The sequence below is a fragment of the Hyphobacterium sp. genome, assembly GCF_965228115.1.
In the GTDB taxonomy this organism is placed as follows: domain Bacteria; phylum Pseudomonadota; class Alphaproteobacteria; order Caulobacterales; family Maricaulaceae; genus Hyphobacterium.
Genome location: NZ_OZ245794.1, coordinates 401717 through 425439, shown reverse-complemented (window position 1 = coordinate 425439; position 23723 = coordinate 401717). Strand labels below are relative to the sequence as shown.

Sequence of the window (23723 nt, the reverse complement as noted above, 5' to 3'; positions counted from 1 at the left end):
ATTAGAATCCTGTTCGTGTACTGAAGCGGAAGAATTCGGCACGGTCGTAAGTTTCATTGACCAATGCCTCGGCCAGGTCAAACCGGACCGGCCCGAAGGGTGAGTCCCAGAAAATGCTGAGACCTGCCGAGACACGCAAGGACATGTCATCGGCTGTGAACGCTGCGCCTACGACTTCATCGAGCGTATCTTCGTCATCAAGCAGGCCAAGCGTTCCAAATTCCGTGAAGAAGCTGCCGCGAACACCGTATTGCTCGGGCAAAGGCAGCGGGAAAGTCATTTCGGCGGTACCGATGGCGTAGAAACGCCCACCCAGAGCGTCACCGCCGCGCAACTCGCCTGTCACAGGATCGCGTACGACAACACGCGGACCTATACCCGCAATTTCGAAGCCACGGAAGGAGTTGCCACCGCGGAAGAAGCGATCATTGATCCGGATTGAATCGCCGCCCCAGCCCATGATGAAGCCGCTGTTAGCCGACAGGCTGCCGACAAAATTCCAGAACAAGGGACGGTAGACAGCCGCGGTCACTTCGGTGCTGACGAAGCGGACGTCACCGCCAATGCCGGCAAACGACTGGCTGACTTCTGCGCGGAAACCGCGAGACGGTTCAATCGGGTTATCAACACGATCCCACCGCAGGGTATAAGACAACACCGATGTCAGGCGCTCACCTGCCTGATTCCGCAGCGCCTGGTTGGCCCCGGCGAATGTCAGAACGTCGTCATTCCGGAGCGTGTATTGAAGCCCCAGATTGGTCGAACGCGTAGTCGGAAATCCGGCCCGCAAGCTGAACCCGGTGGACTGGGTTTCAAAACTCGCTTCGGTGATGAAGTCCGAACGCACCGAGAAAAGGTCAATACCGGCTGCCAGATTGCGATCGAGGAAGCGCGGCTCTGTAAACCGGATATCGATCTGCTCCCGGCGTGAACTTGCCGCGACGCGGAACCGGAGGAATTGTCCCCGGCCACGCAAGTTGCGTTCCGAGACCGACAAATCAATCAGAAAGGCATCCTGGGATGAAAAGCCGGCACCAAAGGCCAACTCGCCAGTGGGCTGCTCGGTCACGGCCACCTGCAATCTGGCCCGGTCCGGTGTGGAACCCTGAACTTCGGTGATTTCGACTTCTTCAAAGAATCCAAGCCGGCGTACCCGCGCCTGAGAGCGCTCGATCAAAGAGCGGTTAAAGGCATCACCTTCGACCAGTTCCAATTCGCGGCGGATCACGCTGTCGAGTGTTCTTGTATTGCCGACAATATCGATCCGCTCGATGTAAACCCGCGGGCCTTCTTCGATCTCGAACTCGACATCAACCGTGCGGTTGTCGCGATTGCGATCGATGCGCGGCGTAATATTCACAAAGGCATAACCAGCTGCGCCCACGGCAAAGTTCAAAGTATCGACCGAATCCTCGATCAACTCGCCCTGGAACAGTTCGCCCGTCCGGACCGACAAGAATGAGACAAGCGAATCCGGCTCGACATCCGGCAAGTCCGTCTGAATTGTGATTTCGCCGAAGGAATAGATATCCCCTTCATCAAGGGTGAATGTGATATAGAAATCTTCCTGATCCGGCGTCAGTTCTGCGACCGCAGAGACCACCCGGAAATCGGCATAGCCACGGTTCTGATAGAATTGACGCAACAGCTCCCGGTCGAACTCAAGACGGTCCGGATCGTAATTGTCATTGGTCGAGAAAAAGCGCCACCAGCGCGATTCCACTGTCACAAGTTCCCGGCGCAATTGCCGGTCAGAAAAGCTCTCATTGCCTTGAAAGTTCACCCGCCGGACACCGGTTACCGGCCCTTCGGAGATCTCGAAGATCAGGTCAACGCGGTTTTGCGGCAGCTCCACAATGCGGGGTGTAACCTGCGCTGCAAAGCGCCCGGACCGGCGGTAGACCTCGATAATCCGCTGTACGTCAGCCTGAACACGGGCCCGCGTGAAAATCGCGCGCGGCTGGGCCTGGATCTCCTCATTGATGGAATCGTCATCAACGGAGCGATTACCTTCAAGCAGTACGCGATTGATAATCGGGTTTTCCTGCACATAGACGACCACGACATCACCGCGGTTCTCGATGCGAACATCAGAAAACAAACCGGTCGCGACCAAGGTCTGGATCGACAGGTTGATCGATCGGGAATCAGCTGGCGCACCGGGTTGAATGATCAAGTAGGAAATAACGGTGTCAGCCTCGACCCGTTGATTGCCTTCCACCAGAATCTGACGCACGGGCACAAAGGGCGGTGGGTCAGTTGCGACACTGCCGTCCTGAGCATGCGCCACTGGCGCGGCACTCAAGGCCAGCGTGAAACTGATGACGCAAAAAAATGCCGCGGTCAGGACGCGCTGAAAACTCGACATACGGGCCGCCGTTCTTGCTAGCGGGTCAGGAACCCAACCCGCCGAGGTAAACCAAATCATTCCAGGTTGCTACAAGCATCAAACCCAGCACCAAGGCAAGCCCGACTCTGAAGCCAATTGCTTGCGCTTTCTCGCTGAGCGGTCTCCCGGCAACCGCTTCGTAGGCGTAATACACGAGATGACCGCCGTCGAGTATGGGAATTGGCAGCAGGTTCACTAATCCCAGTCCAATACTGAAAAAACCCGCAAGCTGAATGAGATTTAATGCGAGGCCACCCAATGCAGCGCCAGCTGACGGGGCAGCGTCGATTGTCCCATTCGCCACTTGACCCGACACGGTCACAATACCAACGGGACCATTCAACAGGTTTGGCGGGGCCCGTCCGGTAATAATCCGCCAGACATATTGGGCTGTGGTTTCAACAATGCCGAAAGTGCGCGCGACACCTATGCCGAGTGATTCGATTGGACCGAACCGGCGCTCAAAGATTTCGTTGGAACTGGTGAAACCAACAACGGCGACATCCCGATATCCACCGAAGCCATCGGGCAGCCGCTGCAATTCCGGCGCGGCTCTGAGCTGAATCGCCTGCCCATCCCGCTCCACATCAAATGTCACGGTATCACCAGGACGCCACATCAATTCCATCCGGATATCGGTGAAACGGGTTATCTCGCTGCCGCCCACAGCAAGGATCCGGTCGCCGGGCTCAAAACCGGCCGCTTGGGCTGGAGAATTGTCCCTGACCTCGCCAACAATCGGCGAAAGTCCCCGCTCGCCGAAACCGGCCGCGATCCCTGCGAAAATAACAATCGCCAAAATAAAATTCGCTAGCGGGCCTGCGATAACCACGATGGCGCGCTGCCAGACCGGTTTGAAATGATAACATTTTTCAGCATCGGGACCGAGCTTGGCGCGCATTTCAGCGAGCTTGGCCTGATCCGGCTCGCTGGCAGCTCCCGCATCGCCCATGAACTTCACATAGCCGCCTAGCGGGAAGGCGGCGATGCGCCAGATCGTGCCGCGCCGGTCTTTGACGGCAAACAGGGTGGGACCGAAGCCGAGTGAAAACGCTTCTGCATGAATACCGAATATCCGCCCCGCATAATAGTGGCCCAGCTCATGGATCACCACGACAAGCGATATGACCGCAATGAAGGCCGCAATTGTAACGACGCCAGAGGTCAGAAAATCAATCAAGGAAGGCCTCGTGTGTTTTTAACTGCCGTTGACCAGCCGCGACGTTAAACGGCGCGCGCTTTGGTCTACTGCTAACGCAGCTTCCATGCCAGAAAAACGGCTTGGCAGTGATTGCTGCTTGTCCAGAGCCTCAAGACACTCAGAAACAAGCCGGGGAATGTCAAGAAAGGCTATCTTTTCATCAAGAAAAGCGGCGACTGCTATTTCATTGGCTGCGTTCAGGGCCGCCGTCGCCCCCTCACCCGCAATCAGCGCTTCCCTCGCGATCCGCAAGGCTGGAAACCGGTTTTCATCCGGTGGCTCGAAATCCAGTTGTCCTATTGCCGCCAGATCAAGCGGCTCTGCAGGAGTTTCCATGCGCTCGGGCCACGACAAGGTGGACGCGATCGGAATTCGCATATCCGGGCTTCCGAGTTGGGCCAGCACGCTGCCATCAATGTACTCGACCAGCCCGTGGATCACCGACTGGCGATGAACGACGACATCAACACGATCCGGCGCCAGACCGAATAGACGGCAGGCTTCGATGACTTCCAACCCCTTGTTCATGAGGGTCGCGGAATCGATCGATATCTTGGCACCCATGCTCCAGACCGGGTGCGCCAGAGCATCCTCGCGTGAAACAGTGGCCATCTTTTCCCGCGGCCAGTCACGAAACGGTCCACCCGAAGCGGTCAGGATGATCCGGCGGATATGGTCGTCATGACCCGGGTAGATAGACTGAAAAATCGCATTGTGCTCACTATCGACAGGTAGCACCCGTGCGCCCCGCTCCTTCGCCAGCCGCATGAAGTAATCACCGGCGCAAACCAGGCACTCCTTGTTTGCGATCGCAACGATGGAACCTTGCTGAAGCGCGGCAGCCGTAGGTTCCAGCCCGGCTGCGCCAACAATCGCGGCCATCGTCCATTCGACCGGCCGGCTGGCCGCTTCGACGAGCGCTGAGGGGCCCGCTGCCGCCTCGACGCCGCTTCCCTTCAATAGACGGGCAAGCTCTTCATACCGGTCAGCATCTGCAATCACCGCCACTTCGGGACGATATTGCAGGGCCATCCCGGCGAGTTCTTGAACACTCGAATGCGCTGTAAGTGCCACGAACTCATAAGTCCCCGGGTCAGCACGCTCCATCAGATCGAGCGTCGATTTTCCAACCGACCCTGTGCACCCCAGTATTGAAACGCGGCGGCTCATAGCGGGCCCTGCAGCACATTGAGCGTTGAAAGGCCGAGCGCCATCAAGCAAGCGGCCATCAGGGCATCAACCCGGTCCAGAACACCGCCATGACCCGGGATGATCTCTCCGGTGTCTTTCACGCCGAACATGCGCTTGAAGCCCGACATCGCCAAATCCCCGCCGATCGCCGCCAGTGACAGGATCAATCCCATCAATATGGTGCCGCCAACTGGCAGGTCTTGCCATTGCGAGAATCCCCAGGCGGCTGCACTTCCGCCCGCCAGGCCAGCGATCAATCCCGTCCAGGTTTTGTTCGGACTGACACTTGGCCATAATTTCGGACCACGGAGCCATGTGCCTGCAAAATAAGCGGCGCTGTCGGCAGCCCATACGATCAGCAAGATGAACACGGCGGCATTGAACCCGTTCAGAGCCCGGATTGAAGCCAGCGCAGACACCGCCAGGGCGACATAAACAATCCCAAAAGCCCCGCGCCAACGCCGGGCAATTTCCAGATTGCCTGCAAATATAACACCCGCGGCCCCCGCCAACGGCCAAGCCAACATCCAGAAGAACTCTCCATCCGCGGCAAACAGGACCGCACCTGAGGCTGCGGCTGATGCGATTGCATAGCTTCGCGTTGGCGCATCACGATCCGCCATCCGCATCCATTCCCACGCCATTGCCGCTGCGAAGGCGGCACAATAGGCCGTGAATGGCAGCCCCCCATTCCACAAGAGAAATAGCGATACTGGAATCAGGATGGCGGCAGATAGCAGTCGCGTCGCCAGTGCCGGATCGCGCTGCCTTACGCCACCTGAATCAGGCGGCATTCACGCCTCCAAACCGGCGTTTTCGGGCGGCATATTGATCAAGCGCTGATGCAAAATGACGCGCGGAAAAATCTGGCCAGAGCACGTCCAGAAAGACCAGCTCGGCATAAGCCGCCTGCCAGATCAGAAAATTGCTCGTGCGGTGCTCGCCACTTGTGCGGATCACCAGATCGGGATCAGGAATTTCGGCCGTGTCGAGAAAGCCGGCAAAGGTCTCCTCGTCCACGCTTTCAGGGTCGAGTTGTCCCTCTGCGATTTCTCTCGCCAGTCGACGTGCCGCTCGCACGATCTCATCGCGGCCGCCATAGTTAAAAGCGATTGTCAGGCACCGGGAGGAGTTTCCGGCTGTGCGGCGCTCGGCGCGCTCGATAATCCCGACCAGGTCCCGGTCCAGCCCTTCACGGCGTCCGGCAATCCGTATCTTGACGCCCTCTTCATGGAGCTTTTCGAGATCTGCATCCACAAATCGTTTCATCAAATCAAAGAGGGCATCAACCTCATGCGGGGGTCGGCGCCAGTTTTCGGTCGAGAAACCAAAAAGCGTGAGATATTTGATTTCAAGCTCGCCAGCCGCGCGGACAGCTTCCCGAACCGCCTCGACCCCTTGAGAGTGCCCGAAGGCACGTGGACGGCCGCGTTGTTGAGCCCAACGACCGTTTCCATCCATGATGATGGCGACATGCTGGACCGGTCGGTCAGTATTTTCGCCGGGCGTCATGGAATCCTCCCTAGCCTTAATGGCTAGACCTGCATGATCTCGTCCTGCTTGGTTTTCAGCGCCGTGTCTACCTTTCCGACGTATTCATCGGTCAGCGACTGAACCTGGTCAGACTGGCTCTTCTCATCGTCTTCACTGATCTCGCCGTCTTTTTCCATCTGTTTGACGGTGTCCATCCCATCACGGCGGATGTTCCGGATGGCCACGCGGGCCTGTTCCGCATAGCTGCTGGCCGCCTTGGCAAGTTCGGCGCGGCGTTCTTCATTCAACGGCGGTATCGGGATCCGCAGCAGTGTGCCCTCCACAACCGGGTTCACACCAAGCGGGGAATTGCGGATGGCTTTATCGACTGCCGTCACGAGGGCTTTGTCCCAGACCTGAACAGAAATCATGCGAGGCTCAGGTACAGAAACGGTTCCCACCTGATTGATCGGAGTTGGCGAGCCGTAGGCCTCGACATCAATGGCATCCAGCAGGCTGGCCGAAGCACGCCCGGTCCGCAAGCTTCCGAAATCCTTGTGAAGCGCATCCAGCGCGCCATCCATCCGCCGCTTGAGGTCTTTGAGATCAATTCTCGCGCTCATGGGATATCCCTTCTGTCAGGCCGATTTCGGTTCGCCGATGGTTGTGCAGGTACCCTCACCTGCCAGAACCCGCGCGAACTCGCCCGGCTTGTGAATATTGAACACCACGATAGGCACGGCGTTCTCACGCATCAATGTTACCGCTGCAGCGTCCATTACCTTCAGGTCACGCGATAGAACTTCGAGATAGTCCAGCTGCTCATACCGGCTGGCGTCAGGGTCCTTGCGCGGATCGTCGGAATAGACCCCATCCACCTGCGTGCCCTTGAACAAGGCTTCACAGCCCATTTCCGCAGCCCGCAGCGCCGCGGCGGTATCGGTGGTGAAGAACGGGTTTCCCGTCCCGGCCGCGAAGATAACAACGCGCCCCTTTTCCATATGCCGGATCGCCCGCCGGCGAATATACGGTTCGGCAATCGACATCATGGGGATGGCGGATTGAACCCGGGTCTGAACACCGACTTTTTCCAATGAGTTTTGCATGGCGAGCGCGTTCATCACCGTGGCCAGCATGCCCATATAATCGGCTGCGGCGCGATCCATACCCTTGGCGGCGACCGAAAGCCCACGGAAAATATTTCCACCGCCAATGACCAGGCAAACCTCTACGCCGGACTCGACCGCTGATTTGACTTCGCTGGCGACACGTTCAGCGACATTCAGGTCGATACCGTATTGTTGCTCGCCCATCAGGGCTTCACCGGAAATTTTCAAAAGGACGCGCTTGTACATCGTCTTATCGCTCATAGCGTTGTATCCGGCAGAATCACTCTGGCTGTAGCCTAAAATAAAAGCGCCGGAGCGATAAGCTCCGGCGCTTGATTTGGTGTTATCCGCCCTTGGCGGTTGCCGCGACTTCGGCGGCGAAGTCTTCCGACTTCTTCTCGACGCCCTCGCCAACCTCCATCCGGATAAATCCGGCGATGTCCACGCCCGCTTCTTTTGCGGCCGCACCCACGGTCAGGTCGGGATTGATCACGAAGGACTGGTTGAGCAACGTCACTTCGGCGAAGAATTTCTTCATCCGGCCCTTGATCATGTTCTCAATGATATTTTCCGGCTTGCCGCTTTCACGCGCCTGCTCGGTGAGAACCGTCTTTTCTTTCTCGACAATCGCCGGGTCCAGATCGGCTTCCGACAACGAGGCCGGGTTGATCGCCGCAATGTGCATAGCGACCTGGCGGCCGAACTCTTCATTGTCGCCCTTCAAGGCAACCAGAACGCCAATCTTGCCCATGCCGCCGGTTACGGCGTTATGGGTGTAGGCAGCAACGGTGTCGCCCTCGATTTTCGCCATACGGCGCACCGACATGTTTTCGCCAATCGTGGCAATCTTGTCGGTGATCAGGTCTGCCACCGGCTTGCCATTTACATCGGCAGACTTCAGGGCCTCAACATCGTCTGCGCCAAAAGCCGCGCCGGTGATGTCTTTCACCATAGCCTGAAAGTCGCCATTCTTAGCCACGAAGTCCGTTTCGGAATTGACCTCGACTGCCACACCGGTGCCGCCATTCACGGCGATCGACACCAGACCTTCTGCGGCAACCCGATCAGATTTCTTGGCCGCCTTCGACAAGCCTTTTGTCCGCAGCCAATCCACGGCTGCGTCCATGTCACCACCGGTTTCGGTCAGCGCTTTTTTGGCGTCCATCATGCCTGCGCCCGTCATGTCGCGCAGCTCTTTGACGAGGGCCGCTGTAATTCCAGCCATCGGTTCTACTCCTGTTGATCTTTGATCTGGACGGCGGAATTAGCCGTCCGCTTTCTCTTCGGTTTTCTTGCTAGCGGAGTCGTCTGACGTTTCCGCGGCAGTTGCTTCTGCGGGCGCTTGCGCCTCGGCGGCTTCAGGCGCGGCAGATTCCTCTGCTGCAGCCAGAGCCGGATCGGCAGCCGGTTCAACGGCAGCTCCCAGATCCACACCCAGATCGGCCTGACCTTGCGCCATACCGTCCAGCGCAGCGTCAGCGATCAATTCGCAGTACAGCGAAATGGCGCGAGCAGCGTCATCATTGGCCGGGATCGGGAAATCGATCGGGTCGGGGTCGCAATTGGTGTCGACAATGCCGATCACCGGAATGCCAAGCTTCTTGGCTTCCTGAATGGCGATCGCTTCCTTGTTGGTGTCGATCACAAACATCAGGTCCGGCGTTCCGCCCATTTCCTTGATGCCGCCGAGCGACAATTCCAGTTTTTCGCGCTCACGAGTCAGGTTGAGCAATTCTTTCTTGGTAAAACCGGCTGAGGCCTGATCGTCACCCAGAAGGTCTTCCAGCTCACGCAGACGCGCGATCGAATTGGAAATGGTGGACCAGTTGGTGAGCGTGCCACCCAGCCAGCGATTGTTCATGAAGTATTGCGCGCAACGCTTTGCATTCACGGCAATAATGTCGGACGCTTGACGTTTGGTGCCGACAAACAGAATACGGCCACCCTTGGCGGCAACATCGCGGACCTGAACCAGCGCCTGATGCAGAAGCGGAACCGTTTGCGACAGGTCAATAATATGAATATTCGCGCGATCCCCGAAGATGAACGGTTTCATCTTGGGATTCCAGCGGTGGGTCTGGTGTCCAAAGTGTGCGCCAGCTTCCAGCAATTGGCGCATGGAGAATTCAGGCAGAGCCATAGGTCTTATCCTTTTCCGGTTGGCCTCCACGGAACGGAGTGACGACCGGACCACCCGATCGACACACCGGAGCGATGCCACCCCAACTCGAGGCGTACCGAAGTTCCGTGTGCGTGATGGGCGCGCATATAGGATTGATTGGCTTCGGGCGCAAGCCTGAAAGGACAGAGTGCTCCAGCTAGATCAGCTCGACGCTCTCGACACCCTTTACCCCGCGAAGGGCGGCCTGAACCGGTGGTCCAGTCGGTATGCGGCCCGGCAGGCGTAGCTCCGCCTCACCGCCCTCATTCACCGCGAGGATCAGGTGAACTACCCCTTCGCCCTTGCCGCTTTCTGCGGCCCGCGCAAGGCGGGTCTTCACGCTTTCCATTGCCTCCGGTACCAGACGAATTCGCAAGCCATCGGCTGCAGGAGCTTCATCCAACGCTTCAATACTGTCGGCAAAATATCGAAGCTGTTCTTCCTTGTCGTCGATTCGTGCCCCCACCATGACCGAAGCGCCGACCTCTAACGCATCACGAGAGGTTTTGAGCATGTCCGGGCTGACCAGAACCTCGAATTCTCCAGACGGATCTGACAGGGTAACCCAGGCAAAGCGTTCGCCCGACCGCTGGGATACTCGTTCCTGTCGCCGCCGCACCACGCCCGCCATCCGGATCGCGCTGGCGCCATCGGCGACACGGTCCGGCGCATCCGCGACGAAGACAACCCCGCGGCGCGCCAGCATGTCGGAGAGATCATCGAGCGGGTGTCCGGACAGGTAAAAACCGATGGCATTCAGCTCTTCATCCAGCCTCTGCGTTGCCGTCCATGCGGGGACATCCGGCAAGCGCGGCCGGGCCAGCCCCCCGGCATCGGGCGCGGCATCGCCAAACAGGCTGACCTGAGCGGTTTCGCGTTCTTCATGTGCCTTCGCGGCCATTGCACACAGCGTTTCTGCCGCCGCGAAGGCCCGCGACCGGTCCGGTTCCACACTGTCGAAAGCGCCGGCGCGCGCCAGATTTTCGAGCGTCCTTCTATTCAAAAGACGCGGGTCAACGCGCTCGGCAAAGTCAAACAGGTCATTGAACGGGCCATTGGCGTTGCGTTCGTCAACCAGGGCTTCCATGGCCGAGAGACTGACATTCCGTATTGCACCAAGTGCATAAACGACAGCCCCATTCTTTACCGAGAAATCAGCCTCGGACTGATTAATGTCCGGCGGCAAAACAGGCGTTTCCATGCGGCGCGCCTCTTGGAAGAAGACGGCCAGCTTGTCGACATTATTCCGGTCGAGGCTCATCAGAGCCGCCATAAATTCTACCGGGTGGTTGGCTTTCAGATATCCGGTCCGATAGGCGATGGCCGCATAGGCTGCGGCGTGAGACTTGTTGAAACCATAGCCGGCAAATTCATTGACCAGTTCGAAGATGTATTCAGCCTTGCCCTTGGTGACGCCGCGCTTTTCTGCCCCTTCGAGAAAGCGCACTTTTTGTTGCGCCATCTCCTCTTTTTTCTTCTTACCCATGGCGCGGCGCAAAATGTCCGCCTCACCAAGCGAATAGCCGGAGAGGATCTGGGCGATCTGCATCACCTGTTCCTGATAGATGATGACCCCATAGGTCTCATCCAGAACGGTTTTCAAATCCAGATGGAGATAATCGACCTCCGCCCGGCCGAATTTCCGGTCGACATACACATCGATATTCTTCATCGGACCGGGCCGATACAGCGAGATCAGAGCGATCAAATCCTCGATCTTGTCCGGCTTCATCTTGGCCAGCGTATCGCGCATGCCAGACGATTCCATCTGAAACACGCCAATCCCGGCACCGGTGGATAAAAGCTCATAGACTTTCGGATCATCGAAACTGGCATTCTCAAGATCCGGAACCTCCCCGCCTGCCTCCTCGATATAGCCGAGTGCACGGGCGATAACGGTCAAGGTTTTCAAGCCAAGGAAGTCGAACTTCACCAATCCAGCCGGCTCGACCCATTTCATATTGAATTGCGTCGCCGGAATATCCGACCGCGGGTCGCGATAGAGTGGCACCAATTCATCAAGCGGCCTGTCACCAATGACCACGCCCGCGGCATGGGTTGATGCGTTGCGGTACAAGCCTTCCAGCTTCAACGCGATTTCAAGCAGCCGATCCACGCCTGGTTCTTCTTCGCCGAAGGCACGCAGCCGCGGTTCGATCTCGATGGCCTGAGCCAGCGTCACCGGGTTGGCCGGATTAGCCGGCACCAGCTTGGCAATCTTGTCCACCAGGCCGAGGGGCAATTGCAAAACGCGGCCCACATCACGCACCACGGCGCGGGCCTGAAGGGTTCCGAATGTGATGATCTGGGCAACATGATCCTTGCCATAGTGCTCTTGCACATAGCGGATCACCTCACCCCGGCGCTCCTGACAGAAGTCGACGTCGAAATCCGGCATCGAGATGCGTTCCGGGTTCAGGAAGCGTTCGAAAAGCAGCCCGAAGCGAAGCGGATCCAGATCGGTGATGGTCAAGGCCCAGGCAACGACCGACCCCGCGCCGGATCCCCGGCCCGGCCCGACCGGTATGTCCTGTGCTTTTGCCCATTTGATGAAGTCCGCCACGATGAGGAAGTAACCCGGAAACCCCATCTTGCCGATAATCTCCAGCTCAATCTCCAGCCGGTCCCAGTATTCTTTCTCGTCAACGGCCGCCTCATTGGCCTTGAGCCGTTCATTCAACCCGTCCTCGGACTGTGCGCGCAGTTCGGCCAGCTCATCGCGCCCACCTTCCGTCGGGAAGCTTGGCAGTATCGGGTCATGTGTCTTCGGACGGTGAGAACAGCGGCGGGCAATCTCGATTGTGTTTTCGATCGCCTCAGGCAGATCGGAAAACCGCGCGATCATCTCCTCCGTCGAAGCGAAGAAATGATCCGGCGTTACCCGGCGCCGGTCGTCAACGGTCAGATATTCGCTTTCAGCAATACAGAGCAGCGCATCATGAGCCGCATGCATCTCGCGGTCGGGAAAATAGCATTCATTGGTGGCGACCAGTGGCAGACCCTTTTCGTAGGCCTGATCCACCAACCAGGTCTCGGCAATCAGCTCTTCCCGACGGCCATGGCGTTGCAGCTCGATATAGAGGCGGTCACCAAAGTGATGATGCAATTGATCCAACCAGCTGGCGGCATCGCCTTTTCTTTCAGCGATGATCCAGCGATTGAGCACGCTGTCCGGCCCGCCCGTGAGCACAATCAGACCGTCGGAATGCTCGAACAGTTTTGCGGCTGTGACATGCGGTAGTTCAGTTGCCCCGACCTCCAGGAAGGCGGCACTGGTCAACTTCATGAGGTTGTTATAGCCCGCCTCATTGGAAGCGATCAGAGCGATCGTCCCGTCAGGTTGGGCAGCATCTCCGGGGCGGGGGTCGGTCAGGCGGATCGACAGGGTGCAGCCAGTAATGGGCTGAATGCCCGCCCCGGAGAGCTGTTCTGAAAATTCGAGTGCGCCGAACAGATTATTGGTGTCTGTGATGGCAATGGCCGGCATGCCGTCGGCGGCGGCAAGCTCTGCCATTTTCTTGATCGGGATGGCACCTTCGAGGAGTGAATAGGGTGACCGGTTCCTCAGGTGTACAAACCCTGGTCTCGCCCCTTCTGCCTCGCGCATGATTGCCACCCTCCATCAAACGACTCAGTTCTAGCAGAGCCGGTTCCAGAAGGTCAGGCGAGGAGGATAGATGTCCACATCAAAATCATCCAGCCAAAGCCCAGAATAGCCGCCGCAGAAGTCGCATCAGCAAGAAGTCTTTTCATAACCAGCTCCGTCGTCACTACATTCGTTCTGGTTATGTTCTTTCACGTTTTGTTCCGGTTGCCAAGAAGTTTTTCGTTAACGACGGAACGCTGTGATTATTCAGTACGTTGGAAAGGAACAAGCTTGCCATCAACAAGCGATACGACCCGGTCCATACGCTCGGCGAGGGCAATATTATGTGTCGCGACCAGAAGGGCGGTCCCCTCCTCTTTTGCCGCGTTGCGGAAGCTTTCGAATACGGCGTCGGAGGTCTTGGGATCAAGATTGCCTGTGGGCTCGTCAGCGAGAATGATTTCAGGCTTGTTCGCAAAGGCCCGCGCAATCGCGACCCTCTGCTGCTCGCCACCTGAAAGTTCGGCCGGTCGATGCGACAGCCGGTCCCGAAGCCCCATCGTGGAAAGAAGCTTCTGAGCTTTGGGTATCGCTTTTGCACGCAGATCTCCGTGGATCAGCATGGGCAGCACGACATTCTCCAGCGCATCAAATTCCGGCAATAGATGATGGAATTGATAAACGAAACCGATGTAATTCCGGCGGAGCTCAGTCAGCTTGTTGTCCGAAATGCCGGTCGCTTCCTTCCCGTCAATCGTAACGGTGCCGTCATCGGGGGGCTCGAGCAGGCCAGCCACATGCAGCAGGGTCGATTTGCCCGATCCGGATGGGCCGATCAGGCCGACAATCTCGCCTGGCGCCAGGTCGAGATCGACCCCCCGCAAAACACGCAAATCCTCGCCGCCGGACTCATAGGTCCGCACGACATTTCGAAGGCTCAACCAGGGCTTACTCATACCGCAACGCCTCAACCGGATCGAGCTGCGCAGCCCGCCAGGCGGGCGGCAATGCGGCCAGGAAAGCCGAGAACAGGCCGAACAGAATGGCGAAACTCACCTCACCCGGATCAATCCGGGCCGGAAGACGGGTCAAAAAGTAAACCTCTGCATTGAACGGATCGACCCCGGTGACCGCCTCAATAAGCCCCTGCAGACCTTCAATATTCAAAACGAATAGAAAGCCAAGTGCGGCTCCTCCCATGGCGCCAACGCCGCCAATCATAAGCCCGATCAACAAGAAAACCCGCATGATCGAGCCGCGCGTGGCCCCCATGGTTCGCAGAATAGCGATGTCACGGCCCTTGTTTTTCACCAGCATCACGAGTCCGGTAATGATGTTCAGCGCGGCAATCAAAATGACCACAGACAGGATTAACCGCATAGCGAACCGTTCGACCTGCAAAGCTTGGTAGATTGCAAGGCTCTGATCGCGCCAGTCGAAGAGAATCACGCCGGAAGGAAGGACTGCACGGGCTTGAGCGATGACCGGGCCAATTTCGACCGGACTTTCCACGCGGGCCTCGATCGTCATCGGGCCGTCCTGAGAGAAAAACAGAAGCGCCTGTTCCAACGGCATGAAGGTCACGATCTGATCGAATTGATGCACGCCGACCGTGAAGACCCCGCCAACCGTATAGGCTTTCCGTCGCGGCACAGTGCCGAACGGACCGGTTGACCCTGTTGGCGCGAGCACCGTGATTTGATCGCCGGGGTCTACGCCGAGACGCTGCGCCAGAGCACGGCCGATCAGAATATTGTCGCCGCCATTCTCACCCTCGCCAAAGCTCTCAAAAGACCCTTCAATTAACCCGTATCGGGCGTCTCCGCGCACCGGGGCGGTAATCCGCTCAATATTGGCAAGATCGCGCGGCAGAACGCCGACGACCTGAGCGCCGACCGTCTGACCGTTGGCGGTAAAGAGCGCCTGGCCTTCGTAGCGCGGTCCGGCATTCAGTACACCGGGAATGCGGATGAGATCGTTCTGGATATCCTCGATTTCCGGCTCGGTCAGTCCACGGACATCCACGTAGACATGGCTTTGGGCCCCAAGAAGCTGGTTTAACAACTCATACCGGAACCCATTCATGATGGAGAGCACAACAATCAATGCCGCAACGCCAAGCGTAATTCCGAGGAAGGAAATAATCGCGATCAGAGCAATGCCGCCATCCTTCCGGCGGGCGCGCAGATATCGCATGGCAATAACGAACTCAAAGGGCGCAAAGGGCTTTGCGGCATGGGTGTTGATGTTCTCAGGCATCAGAGAAAGCCCCTTCTGAAAGCCGGTTGACCGCATCTTCCAGCGAGAGCTCATGCTTTTCGCCAGTCCGGCGGACTTTCAGCTCGATCTTGCCTTCTTTCAGCCCCCGCGGGCCAATGACCAATTGGTAAGGCAGGCCGATAAGATCCATCGTGGCAAACTTTGCCCCCGCCCGTTCGTTGGTGTCGTCCAGCAGCGGCTCTTTCCCGGCTTTCCCCAATCCCTCATAGGCGGTCTGGCAGGCGGCATCCGTCGCCACATCGCCAGCGCGCATATTGATGATGCCTACGCCAAAAGGCGCAACGCTTTCCGGCCAGATAATGCCGTTTTCGTCATGACTGGCCTCTATGATGCCACCCATCAGGCGCGATACGCCAACGCCATAGCTGCCCATGTGAACCGCGCGCTCCTGTCCGTCCGGGTGAGTCACCACGGCTTTCATCGGCTCGGAGTACTTGGTCCCGAAATAGAAGATATGGCCCACCTCGATGCCGCGCGCCGACAAGCGCTTGTTCTCCGGCACTTCGGAATTGAAACGGTCTTCTTCGTGCATTTCATCGGTGGCCGCATAAAGCGCGGTGCGTTGATCGACGAGCGGTTGAAGATCGCCGTCGAAGTCAACGTCCAGGCCCGGCGCGCCCATCTCTACCAGATCGGCATGGCAGAAGACCTGGCTTTCGCCCGTCTCGGCCAGAATGATGAATTCATGGCTGAGGTCCCCGCCAATCGGGCCGGTATCGGCGCGCATCGGAACGGCTTTCAGGCCCATACGCGAGAAGGTGTTCAGATAAGCCACGAACATGCGGTTATAGGCTTTGCGGGCGGCCGCCTCGTCGAGATCAAAGGAATACGCATCTTTCATCAGAAATTCGCGACCCCGCATGACGCCGAAACGCGGGCGGATTTCATCCCGGAACTTCCACTGGATATGATAAAGCAGCTTGGGCAGGTCTTTATAGGACCGGCAAGACGCCCGAAAGATCTCGGTGATCATTTCCTCGTTGGTGGGGCCATAAAGCAGATCGCGCTCATGCCGGTCGACAATGCGCAGCATCTCTTGCCCGTAATCGTCATAGCGCCCGCTTTCCCGCCACAGATCGGCTGGCTGAAGCGTCGGCATCAGCATTTCTGCTGCCCCTGCCCGGTCCTGTTCCTCGCGGACGATCTGTTCGATCTTGCGCAAAACGCGATGGCCAAGCGGTAGCCAGGCATAAATCCCGGCCGCTTCCTGACGGATCATACCAGCGCGCAGCATCAGGCGATGAGAGACGATCTGGGCGTCTGAAGGTGTTTCCTTCAGGACGGGAAGAAAATAGCGGGAAAGGCGCATGAAATTTGGTCCGCGTCGGTCTTGTGGATGTCTTGACGCATAAACCTGCTCGCCTTTGCCTGCAAGCCGCTCAAGCGTCCCAGGAGTTTTCACCGGGAAGGAAGGGAATATCGTTGAGCGTGACCAGTTGAAATTCGAGCAAGACAAACAAGACCAGCCAGATGATCGAGGCGACAATCGTGGTGGTCCAGGCTTTCTGTTTGAGATTGATCGAAACCGGCGCGCCGGATTCGGTGCCCTGTACCATTTCACCGCTCTCGGCCTGGCCCTGTATTCCGATGGGCAGCACCGTGAACAGCGTAATCCACCAGGTGATCAGGAAGACCACCATGCCGGAAAACACATTCATTCCTTCGCCGGGAATGAAGAATTGCAAAATCCAGAGGATCGCGACCGCCACGGGCGGCAGAAAACCAAGAAATTTGGGCATTTAGTGATCCGGCTCCTGCATCAGTTCAATCAAAACGCCATCGGTATTCTTCGGGTGAATGAAGATCACCGGCACGTTGTGAGCGCCGATATAGGGCTCTCCCGTGCCCAGAACAGTGGCGCCTTTCTCACGCATATCATCACGCGCCGCGATAATGTCCGGAACCTCGAAACAGAGATGGTGCTGGCCACCCTTCGGATTCTTCTCCAGGAATTTGTTGACCGGGCTTTCCGGGCCGAGAGGCTGAAGCAGTTCGAGTTCGGTATTACCCGTACGGATGAAGCAGACCTTCACGCCCAGCTTGGGGAAATCCTTGATCTCGGTCGCGTTTTCCAGCCCGTAAAGCGCCGCATAAACATCACGCGTGGCGGCAATATCCGGCGTCGCAATCCCGATATGGTTCAGGCGTCCAACAGACATGTTTCTCTCCTTACGCGGTGAGCACCATAACATCGACCTGAGGCTTCTTGCCCCACATCTGGTTCAATAATCGGCGAACTGCGCGGCGAGCCGATTCTTCAACCTCGGCCTCATCGCAACGTGCGCGGCGCTTTAACCGGTCGAAGGACTCTTCTGCGGCCTCGGCGATGGAATCCAGCCAATCGCTTTCTGTCAGCTTTTCGTTTTCCGGCAGGCCGAGCGCGCGAACATCCGGACCGGAAATCAAACTTCCCTGCCCGTCGATCACCATGGCGACCGTGACATGTCCGGCATAGGCCATGGAACGGCGCTCGCGCATAGCTGCGGATTCCGCCTCTGCGACGACGCGGCCATCGACATAGAGCCGGCCAGATTTGACTTCATCGACGACGCTTGCGCCGTCCTTGGAAATGCGGATCAGATCTCCATTTCGTGGTGCCAGGGCCTGCGGCACCTGTAAGGAACGCGCGAATTCTGCGTGCTCGATCAGATGGCGGCGCTCGCCATGCACCGGGATAGAGATCTGCGGACGCACCCAAGCATACATCTGCTTCAACTCGTCCCGGCACGGATGGCCGGACACATGAATATGCCGGTCGCGCTCGGTGATGATGTCCACGCCGCGCTCGGTGAGCATGTTCTGAAGCTCGAAAATACCTGCCTCATTGCCGGGAATAACTCGGCTGGAGAAAATGACCGTATCGCCGCTTGTCAGATTGATGACGCGGTGATCGCCACGGGCAATCCGCGAGAGCGCCGCGCGTGGCTCTCCCTGACTGCCTGTGCAAAGATACAAAATCTTGTCCGGTGGGAAGTGCGCGGCATCATCTTCATCAATGAAGGGTTTGGTACCGGCCAACAGGCCGACAGACTTTGCCGCCCCTGCCATGCGGTGCATCGAGCGGCCCACGAGGCAGACACGGCGCCCATTCGCTTCTGCCGCGACAATGGCACTTTCCATGCGCGCAACATTGGAGGCGAAAGAGGCAATCGCGACGCGGCCGGTCAGCTCTCCGACCAGCTTGATCAGGTTTTCGCGAACGCCAGCCTCAGAGCCGGACTCGCCTTCCGTGAAGACATTGGTGCTGTCGCAAATCATGGCCAGCACGCCTTCATCGGCCAGGCTGGTCAGAGCGTTTACGTCGGTGGATTGGCCAATGAGCGGTTCCGGGTCGATTTTCCAATCCCCGGTGTGGAGGATCAGCCCTTCTGGTGTGCGGATAGCCAGGCCATTCGGCTCAGGAATGGAGTGCGTCAGCGTCACCAGTGAAATATCAAACGGGCCGAGCGACAGCTGTCCGTCGATTGGCAGAACATTGACGATAGCCTCATTCTCCAGGCCCTTCTCCCGCAATCGATCTACCATCAGCCAGGCGGTAAAGGGCGTCGCATAGATCGGACAGCGGAAACGCTCCCAGAGATGCGCCACCGCGCCCATATGATCTTCGTGCGCATGTGTCAGGATGATGGCGAGCAGATCGTGCGCGCGTTCTTCGATATAATCCGGATCGGGCAGGATGACGTCAATGCCGGGCGTCGATAGATCCCCGAACGTGACGCCGCAATCGACCATGATCCATTTGCGCTTTTCCTCCGGGCCATAGCCATAGAGGTTGAGATTCATGCCGATCTCGCCGGACCCGCCAAGTGGCAGGAAATAAAGCCCGCTTTCTTCCACCATCAGGCCGCTCCGCCGCCATTGAGGCGCCAGACCTCGTAAAGCCCGTGAATGGTGATGTCAGAATCGAAATGGTCGATGGTCTCGGACGCGCCTTCAAACAGCGAGGCGACTCCGCCTGTTGCGATGACGGTCAAAGGCTCTTCGTGTTCAGCTTTCGTGCGCCGAACGAGGCCATCAATCAATTCTACATAACCCCAGAACACGCCCGACTGCATGGCTGAGACCGTGTCAGTACCCACCACTTTTTCCGGCTGACGGATTTCGATACGCGGCAGCCGCGCGGCCGCATCGTGCAAGGCCCGCATGGAAAGATTGATACCCGGTGCGATGATTCCGCCGACAAAGGCGCCATCGGCGGAAACGACATCGAAAGTGGTGGCCGTTCCGGAATCGATGATCAGCAAGGCCCCATCATATTTCGACTTGGCCCCGAGCGCGTTGACCAAGCGGTCGGCGCCGGCGTCCTGCGGACGCGCCAGGCGAACATCGACGCCGAGCTTTACCTCCGGCTCACCAATAATCATCGGCTCCGCATTGAGATAGCGCCGGGAGAGATTGCGTAGATTGAACAAGGCTTGCGGCACCACAGTGGAGATCACGCAGGCGGAGATGTCGGCAAAAGACAGCCCATGCATGCTCATGATCTGACCCAGCCAGACGGCGTGTTCATCAGCCGTGCGGGTGGAGTGCGTGGCGGTGCGCCATTGGGCGCACCATTTCTCGCCATCATGGATGGCGAAAAGCGTATTCGTGTTGCCGCAATCAATCGCTAGAAACATGAGGAGCGGTCTAGCCTATCGCCTCGGGAAAAAATACGTCACCCGCTGAAATAGGCCGCGTCCTGCCATCAGCCATGGCGAGTTTCAGCGAGCCATCATCAGCAAGATCCGTGAACACGCCTTCGAGTGTTTGATTATCGAGGCGCACAATACAGCGCTGACCCACACCGCGCGCTTGTGCCAGCCACGCCTCGCGAATGGGCGGAAACCCGTCGCGCGCCCACACGCCTCGCCAGTGCTCGAACCGCTCAATCAGGGAGTTCAGCGCCTCATCAGCGGTTATCGACGATCCGAGCTCTTTCAGGCTGACAGCTGGATAATCCGGGATGTGGGGCGCAGCGGCGACATTGATGCCAATACCGACAACCAGTTGAATGACTTTCCCAGGCGCATCACCGGACTCCAGCAATAGCCCGCACGCCTTCTGACCCTCGATATGAACGTCATTCGGCCATTTCACCTTGACCGAGCGCCCCGGCAGTGCCGTTTTGCAGACCTCGGCTGCAGAAAGTGCTGCGGCAAAGGAAAGCTGCGCCGCCTCACCTGCGCTGCATTTCAGCGAGTAAAGGCCCGAGCAATAAAGATTGCCGGTTAAATCTGCCCAGTTGCGTCCCCGTCGCCCACGCCCTGCCGTCTGCCGCCGCGCAGCGATCCAGAGCGGACCTGTCTCGCCTGCCTTGAACCGGCGGCGACCCTCTTCATTTGTGGAATCGATCTCGTCCAGCCATTCAACGCGGACGCCACCTGACAGCATCTAGAACAGCCCAAGGCCAGCGTTTCGCGCGAGCAGGAAGAGAACGGGTGCCAGGATGACCAATAGCGCCGTTGCGATACCGGCTACATTCGTGATGACACCTGTTGTGGCCGGAGGGCCGACAAATGCGGTGAGCGGTTCGGAGAACCACATCACCTTGACGATGCGAAGGTAATAGGCAGCCGCGACAACCGAGAACAACACCAGCAAGACCGGCAGGATGACTAATCCGGCTTCCAGGGCCGCATAGAGAATAAAAAGCTTTCCAAAGAAACCGACGAGGAAGGGAAGACCGCCGATTGAGAACATCGCCCCAGTCATTGTCCAGGCCAGACCCGGTCGCGATTGGGCAAGCCCCGCCAGATCATCGACCTGTTCCACCATGCCTTCATTCGTCCGCATGGAAAGGATGACACCAAAGGCTGCGACCTGACCGATCACATAGAGGATCATAAAGGCCAGAAGCGCCCACAGACCGGTTTGCGTACCCGCCGCGATAGCCACGAGGGCATAGCCCATATTGCCGATCGAGGAATAGGCCATCAGGCGCTTGATATTATTTTGCGTCAAAGCACCGAAGGCGCCGACCGCCATGGACAGAACGGCAATCACGGAGATCACCTGCTGCCATTGCTCGGTCATGGCACCGAACGGCTCATACAGCACCCTGGCCAGCAACACGATGGCGGCAAATTTTGGTGCCATGGCAAAGAAGGCCGTCACGGGTGTCGGCGAGCCCTCATAAACATCAGGCGTCCACATGTGGAACGGGGCGGCGGAAACCTTGAAAGCCAGGCCGCAGATCACAAAGACCAGCCCGAAGAGGAGGCCGATATTGGTTTCACCCGAAGCCGCCACGACAGCGATTTCGTTGAAGCCCGTGGAGCCGGTAAAGCCATAAACCAACGAAGCGCCATAGAGCAGCAGCCCCGAAGACAGGGCACCGAGCATGAAATATTTCAGACCTGCTTCAGATGCCCGTTGGCTGTCTCGATTGAAAGCAGCCAGCACGTAAAGTGCCAGCGACTGCAGCTCGATGCCCATATACATGGCGATCAGATCATTGGCCGAGACCATCATCGACATGCCAAGCGCCGCCAGAGCGATCAGCACGAAGTACTCGAACTTCGCCATACGTTCGGACTTCAAATACGGCACGGCGAACATGAGAGCGATGGCTGCCGCACCGAAGATCGCCACTTTCGAGAACAGGGCGAGTGGATCAAAGATGAAGGAGCCGGCAAAAGCCTGCCCACCTTCTTCCGGAACGACGAACACGGCCACCAAAGCCGCAGCAATCAGCAAGCCCGCGGTCAGAGGCGCTACCAGTCCGGTCGCCCGGTTCGGATCCTTGATAAAGACGCCCAGCATCAACAGAGCCATTGCGCCTAACGCCAGCAAGACTTCCGGTGTATAGAGCAGATATTCAGACTGCAGCGTTGCAAAATCCATGAGGGCCGCCCTACTCCGCTGCGGCAGCTATTGCTGCCTGATAGTTCGAGATCAACTGATCGACCGAGGCTGCGGTCACATCCGTGATCAATGTCGAGAAAATGCCCAGCACCAGAGTGGCGATGATCAGCGGCATGAAGATCACCCATTCACGGGCATTCATGTCGTTGATCTGCTCCAGCTTGGGATTGGTCATATCGCCCAGTACAAGCGCCTTATAGGCGTTGAGCATATAAACCGCTGACAGGATTACCCCCACGGCTGCACCGGCAGCCGCCCAGGTGGAGACCTGGAAGGTGCCAATCATCGCCATGATCTCACCGACAAAGCCGGACGTGCCCGGCAAGCCGACATTCGCCATGGTGAAGAGCGCCAGGATCGCCGCGTAGACCGGCATGCGATGCACCAGCCCGCCATAAAAAGCGATTTCCCGTGTGTGCATGCGGTCATAGATCACACCCACAGCCAAGAAGAGCGCACCCGAAATTACGCCGTGCGAGATCATCTGATAGATCGCGCCCTGCACGCCCAGCTCGGTCATCGCAAAGAGCCCCATCGTGACAAGGCCCATATGCGCCACCGAGGAATAGGCGATCAGCTTTTTGATATCCGTCTGCCGGAAGGCCACCAGCGAAGTGTAGATGATCGCAATCACCGACAGCGCAAATACCAGCGGCGCAAAGAGATCACTCGCATTCGGGAACATGGGAAGCGAGAAGCGCAGGAAGCCATAGCCGCCCATCTTCAAGAGCACGCCCGCCAGAATGACCGAGCCTGCCGTGGGCGCCTCCACGTGCGCATCGGGCAACCAGGTATGGACCGGCCACATCGGCATCTTTACCGCAAAAGAGGCAAAGAAGGCGAGCCAGAGCCAGGTCTGGATATCAATCGCGAAATCGTGCTGCAGCAGCACGGTGATATCGGTCGTTCCCGCCTGCAGGAACATGAACACCATCGCGACCAGCATCAGCACCGAGCCGAGCAGCGTGTAAAGGAAGAATTTGAACGCCGCATAGACGCGGTTCGCCCCGCCCCAGACGCCGATGATCAGGAACATCGGGATCAGGCCACCTTCGAAAAAGATGTAGAAGAGAACCATATCCAGCGCACAGAACACGCCGATCATCAGCGTTTCCAATATCAGGAAGGCGATCATGTAGTCGGCGACGCGCTTTTCGATCTTCCAGCTGGCCAGAATGGCAATCGGCATCAGGAAGGTCGTCAACATGACGAACAGGACGGACAGGCCATCGACTCCCATTCGATAGCCCATGCCGAATTCGGAGAACCACGGCACATGTTCGACCATCTGGAAATCCGGGTTCGAGGGATCGAACCGGAGCAGCATCACGACAGAAAGCGCAAACGTAACCAGCGTCGTCAGTAGCGCGACATTGCGGGCATTTTTTTCGATGAAGGCGCTGTCTTCGCCACGTGCGAACATTTTGAAGAGCGTAATGACCAGGGCACCGATCAGCGGCGCGAACGTAACGGCGGAGAGGATCATC

The 23723-nt window shown here is 57.9% G+C and carries 20 protein-coding genes; all 20 read right to left on the bottom strand.

Annotated features, from left to right (window positions below):
• Position 1: 1 nt before the first annotated feature.
• Positions 2-2368, bottom strand: coding sequence for an outer membrane protein assembly factor BamA (bamA, locus tag ACO079_RS02560; RefSeq protein ID WP_421791531.1), 2367 nt, complete (start codon positions 2366-2368; stop codon positions 2-4).
• 25 nt (positions 2369-2393) lie between these two features.
• Entirely contained in the window at positions 2394-3569 is a 1176-nt protein-coding gene (locus tag ACO079_RS02555) for a M50 family metallopeptidase (protein WP_421791530.1), read from the bottom strand.
• Positions 3570-3587: 18 nt separating this feature from the next.
• A complete protein-coding gene (dxr, locus tag ACO079_RS02550) occupies positions 3588-4760 on the bottom strand; it encodes a 1-deoxy-D-xylulose-5-phosphate reductoisomerase (protein ID WP_421791529.1) in 1173 nt (390 codons plus the stop codon).
• Positions 4757-5575, bottom strand: coding sequence for a phosphatidate cytidylyltransferase (locus tag ACO079_RS02545; RefSeq protein ID WP_421791528.1), 819 nt, complete (start codon positions 5573-5575; stop codon positions 4757-4759). The genes dxr and ACO079_RS02545 overlap by 4 nt, the downstream gene beginning before the upstream one ends.
• Positions 5565-6293 (bottom strand): isoprenyl transferase, encoded by a 729-nt coding sequence (locus tag ACO079_RS02540; RefSeq protein WP_421791527.1) that lies wholly within the window; start codon positions 6291-6293, stop codon positions 5565-5567. The genes ACO079_RS02545 and ACO079_RS02540 overlap by 11 nt, the downstream gene beginning before the upstream one ends.
• Positions 6294-6316: 23 nt before the next feature.
• Positions 6317-6877 (bottom strand): ribosome recycling factor, encoded by a 561-nt coding sequence (gene frr, locus ACO079_RS02535; protein WP_421791526.1) that lies wholly within the window; start codon positions 6875-6877, stop codon positions 6317-6319.
• 15 nt (positions 6878-6892) lie between these two features.
• Positions 6893-7624 (bottom strand): UMP kinase, encoded by a 732-nt coding sequence (gene pyrH, locus ACO079_RS02530; RefSeq protein ID WP_421791525.1) that lies wholly within the window; start codon positions 7622-7624, stop codon positions 6893-6895.
• A gap of 82 nt (positions 7625-7706) precedes the next feature.
• Complete coding sequence (gene tsf, locus ACO079_RS02525) at positions 7707-8588, bottom strand: translation elongation factor Ts (protein ID WP_421791524.1); 882 nt, start codon at positions 8586-8588, stop codon at positions 7707-7709.
• Positions 8589-8627: 39 nt separating this feature from the next.
• Positions 8628-9503 carry a 30S ribosomal protein S2 gene (gene rpsB / locus ACO079_RS02520; protein WP_421791523.1) on the bottom strand — a complete coding sequence of 292 codons (876 nt, stop codon included), beginning with the start codon at positions 9501-9503 and terminating at the stop codon, positions 8628-8630.
• 178 nt (positions 9504-9681) lie between these two features.
• On the bottom strand, positions 9682-13131 hold the full coding sequence (gene dnaE / locus ACO079_RS02515) for a DNA polymerase III subunit alpha (RefSeq protein WP_421791522.1): 3450 nt from the start codon (positions 13129-13131) through the stop codon (positions 9682-9684).
• Positions 13132-13373: 242 nt separating this feature from the next.
• A complete protein-coding gene (locus ACO079_RS02510) occupies positions 13374-14066 on the bottom strand; it encodes an ABC transporter ATP-binding protein (RefSeq protein ID WP_421791521.1) in 693 nt (230 codons plus the stop codon).
• Positions 14059-15369, bottom strand: coding sequence for a lipoprotein-releasing ABC transporter permease subunit (locus ACO079_RS02505; protein ID WP_421791520.1), 1311 nt, complete (start codon positions 15367-15369; stop codon positions 14059-14061). Before ACO079_RS02505 ends, ACO079_RS02510 begins: the two co-directional genes overlap by 8 nt.
• Positions 15362-16699, bottom strand: coding sequence for a proline--tRNA ligase (gene proS / locus ACO079_RS02500; RefSeq protein WP_421791519.1), 1338 nt, complete (start codon positions 16697-16699; stop codon positions 15362-15364). The genes ACO079_RS02505 and proS overlap by 8 nt, the downstream gene beginning before the upstream one ends.
• A gap of 70 nt (positions 16700-16769) precedes the next feature.
• Positions 16770-17129, bottom strand: a complete 360-nt coding sequence (locus ACO079_RS02495; protein ID WP_421791518.1) for a DUF1467 family protein — start codon at positions 17127-17129, stop codon at positions 16770-16772.
• Positions 17130-17549, bottom strand: a complete 420-nt coding sequence (mce, locus tag ACO079_RS02490; RefSeq protein ID WP_421791517.1) for a methylmalonyl-CoA epimerase — start codon at positions 17547-17549, stop codon at positions 17130-17132. It lies immediately after the preceding gene.
• A 10-nt stretch (positions 17550-17559) separates the two neighbouring features.
• On the bottom strand, positions 17560-19230 hold the full coding sequence (locus tag ACO079_RS02485) for a ribonuclease J (RefSeq protein WP_421791516.1): 1671 nt from the start codon (positions 19228-19230) through the stop codon (positions 17560-17562).
• Positions 19230-20009, bottom strand: a complete 780-nt coding sequence (locus ACO079_RS02480; protein ID WP_421791515.1) for a type III pantothenate kinase — start codon at positions 20007-20009, stop codon at positions 19230-19232. The genes ACO079_RS02485 and ACO079_RS02480 overlap by 1 nt, the downstream gene beginning before the upstream one ends.
• 10 nt (positions 20010-20019) lie before the next feature.
• Entirely contained in the window at positions 20020-20763 is a 744-nt protein-coding gene (locus tag ACO079_RS02475; RefSeq protein ID WP_421791514.1) for a biotin--[acetyl-CoA-carboxylase] ligase, read from the bottom strand.
• The gene (gene nuoN, locus ACO079_RS02470) at positions 20764-22200 is read right to left on the bottom strand and encodes an NADH-quinone oxidoreductase subunit NuoN (protein WP_421792910.1); all 1437 of its coding nucleotides are present in this window, start codon (positions 22198-22200) and stop codon (positions 20764-20766) included.
• Positions 22201-22225: 25 nt separating this feature from the next.
• Positions 22226-23722 carry an NADH-quinone oxidoreductase subunit M gene (locus ACO079_RS02465; protein ID WP_421791513.1) on the bottom strand — a complete coding sequence of 499 codons (1497 nt, stop codon included), beginning with the start codon at positions 23720-23722 and terminating at the stop codon, positions 22226-22228.
• Position 23723: the final 1 nt, after the last annotated feature.

Bases quoted from the DNA above. Each gene is read 5' to 3' on its own strand.
- mce (WP_421791517.1), bottom strand. From the start codon at position 17,549: ATGTCTGTTGGACGCCTGAACCATATCGGGATTGCGACGCCGGATATT.
- dxr (WP_421791529.1), bottom strand. From the start codon at position 4,760: ATGAGCCGCCGCGTTTCAATACTGGGGTGCACAGGGTCGGTTGGAAAA.
- tsf (WP_421791524.1), bottom strand. From the start codon at position 8,588: ATGGCTGGAATTACAGCGGCCCTCGTCAAAGAGCTGCGCGACATGACG.
- bamA (WP_421791531.1), bottom strand. From the start codon at position 2,368: ATGTCGAGTTTTCAGCGCGTCCTGACCGCGGCATTTTTTTGCGTCATC.
- proS (WP_421791519.1), bottom strand. From the start codon at position 16,699: ATGCGCCTTTCCCGCTATTTTCTTCCCGTCCTGAAGGAAACACCTTCA.
- ACO079_RS02545 (WP_421791528.1), bottom strand. From the start codon at position 5,575: ATGCCGCCTGATTCAGGTGGCGTAAGGCAGCGCGATCCGGCACTGGCG.
- ACO079_RS02475 (WP_421791514.1), bottom strand. From the start codon at position 20,763: ATGCTGTCAGGTGGCGTCCGCGTTGAATGGCTGGACGAGATCGATTCC.
- ACO079_RS02485 (WP_421791516.1), bottom strand. From the start codon at position 19,230: ATGGTGGAAGAAAGCGGGCTTTATTTCCTGCCACTTGGCGGGTCCGGC.
- ACO079_RS02495 (WP_421791518.1), bottom strand. From the start codon at position 17,129: ATGCCCAAATTTCTTGGTTTTCTGCCGCCCGTGGCGGTCGCGATCCTC.
- dnaE (WP_421791522.1), bottom strand. From the start codon at position 13,131: ATGCGCGAGGCAGAAGGGGCGAGACCAGGGTTTGTACACCTGAGGAAC.
- pyrH (WP_421791525.1), bottom strand. From the start codon at position 7,624: ATGAGCGATAAGACGATGTACAAGCGCGTCCTTTTGAAAATTTCCGGT.
- ACO079_RS02465 (WP_421791513.1), bottom strand. From the start codon at position 23,722: ATGATCCTCTCCGCCGTTACGTTCGCGCCGCTGATCGGTGCCCTGGTC.
- ACO079_RS02510 (WP_421791521.1), bottom strand. From the start codon at position 14,066: ATGAGTAAGCCCTGGTTGAGCCTTCGAAATGTCGTGCGGACCTATGAG.
- ACO079_RS02480 (WP_421791515.1), bottom strand. From the start codon at position 20,009: ATGTTTCTAGCGATTGATTGCGGCAACACGAATACGCTTTTCGCCATC.
- ACO079_RS02505 (WP_421791520.1), bottom strand. From the start codon at position 15,369: ATGCCTGAGAACATCAACACCCATGCCGCAAAGCCCTTTGCGCCCTTT.
- ACO079_RS02540 (WP_421791527.1), bottom strand. From the start codon at position 6,293: ATGACGCCCGGCGAAAATACTGACCGACCGGTCCAGCATGTCGCCATC.
- rpsB (WP_421791523.1), bottom strand. From the start codon at position 9,503: ATGGCTCTGCCTGAATTCTCCATGCGCCAATTGCTGGAAGCTGGCGCA.
- frr (WP_421791526.1), bottom strand. From the start codon at position 6,877: ATGAGCGCGAGAATTGATCTCAAAGACCTCAAGCGGCGGATGGATGGC.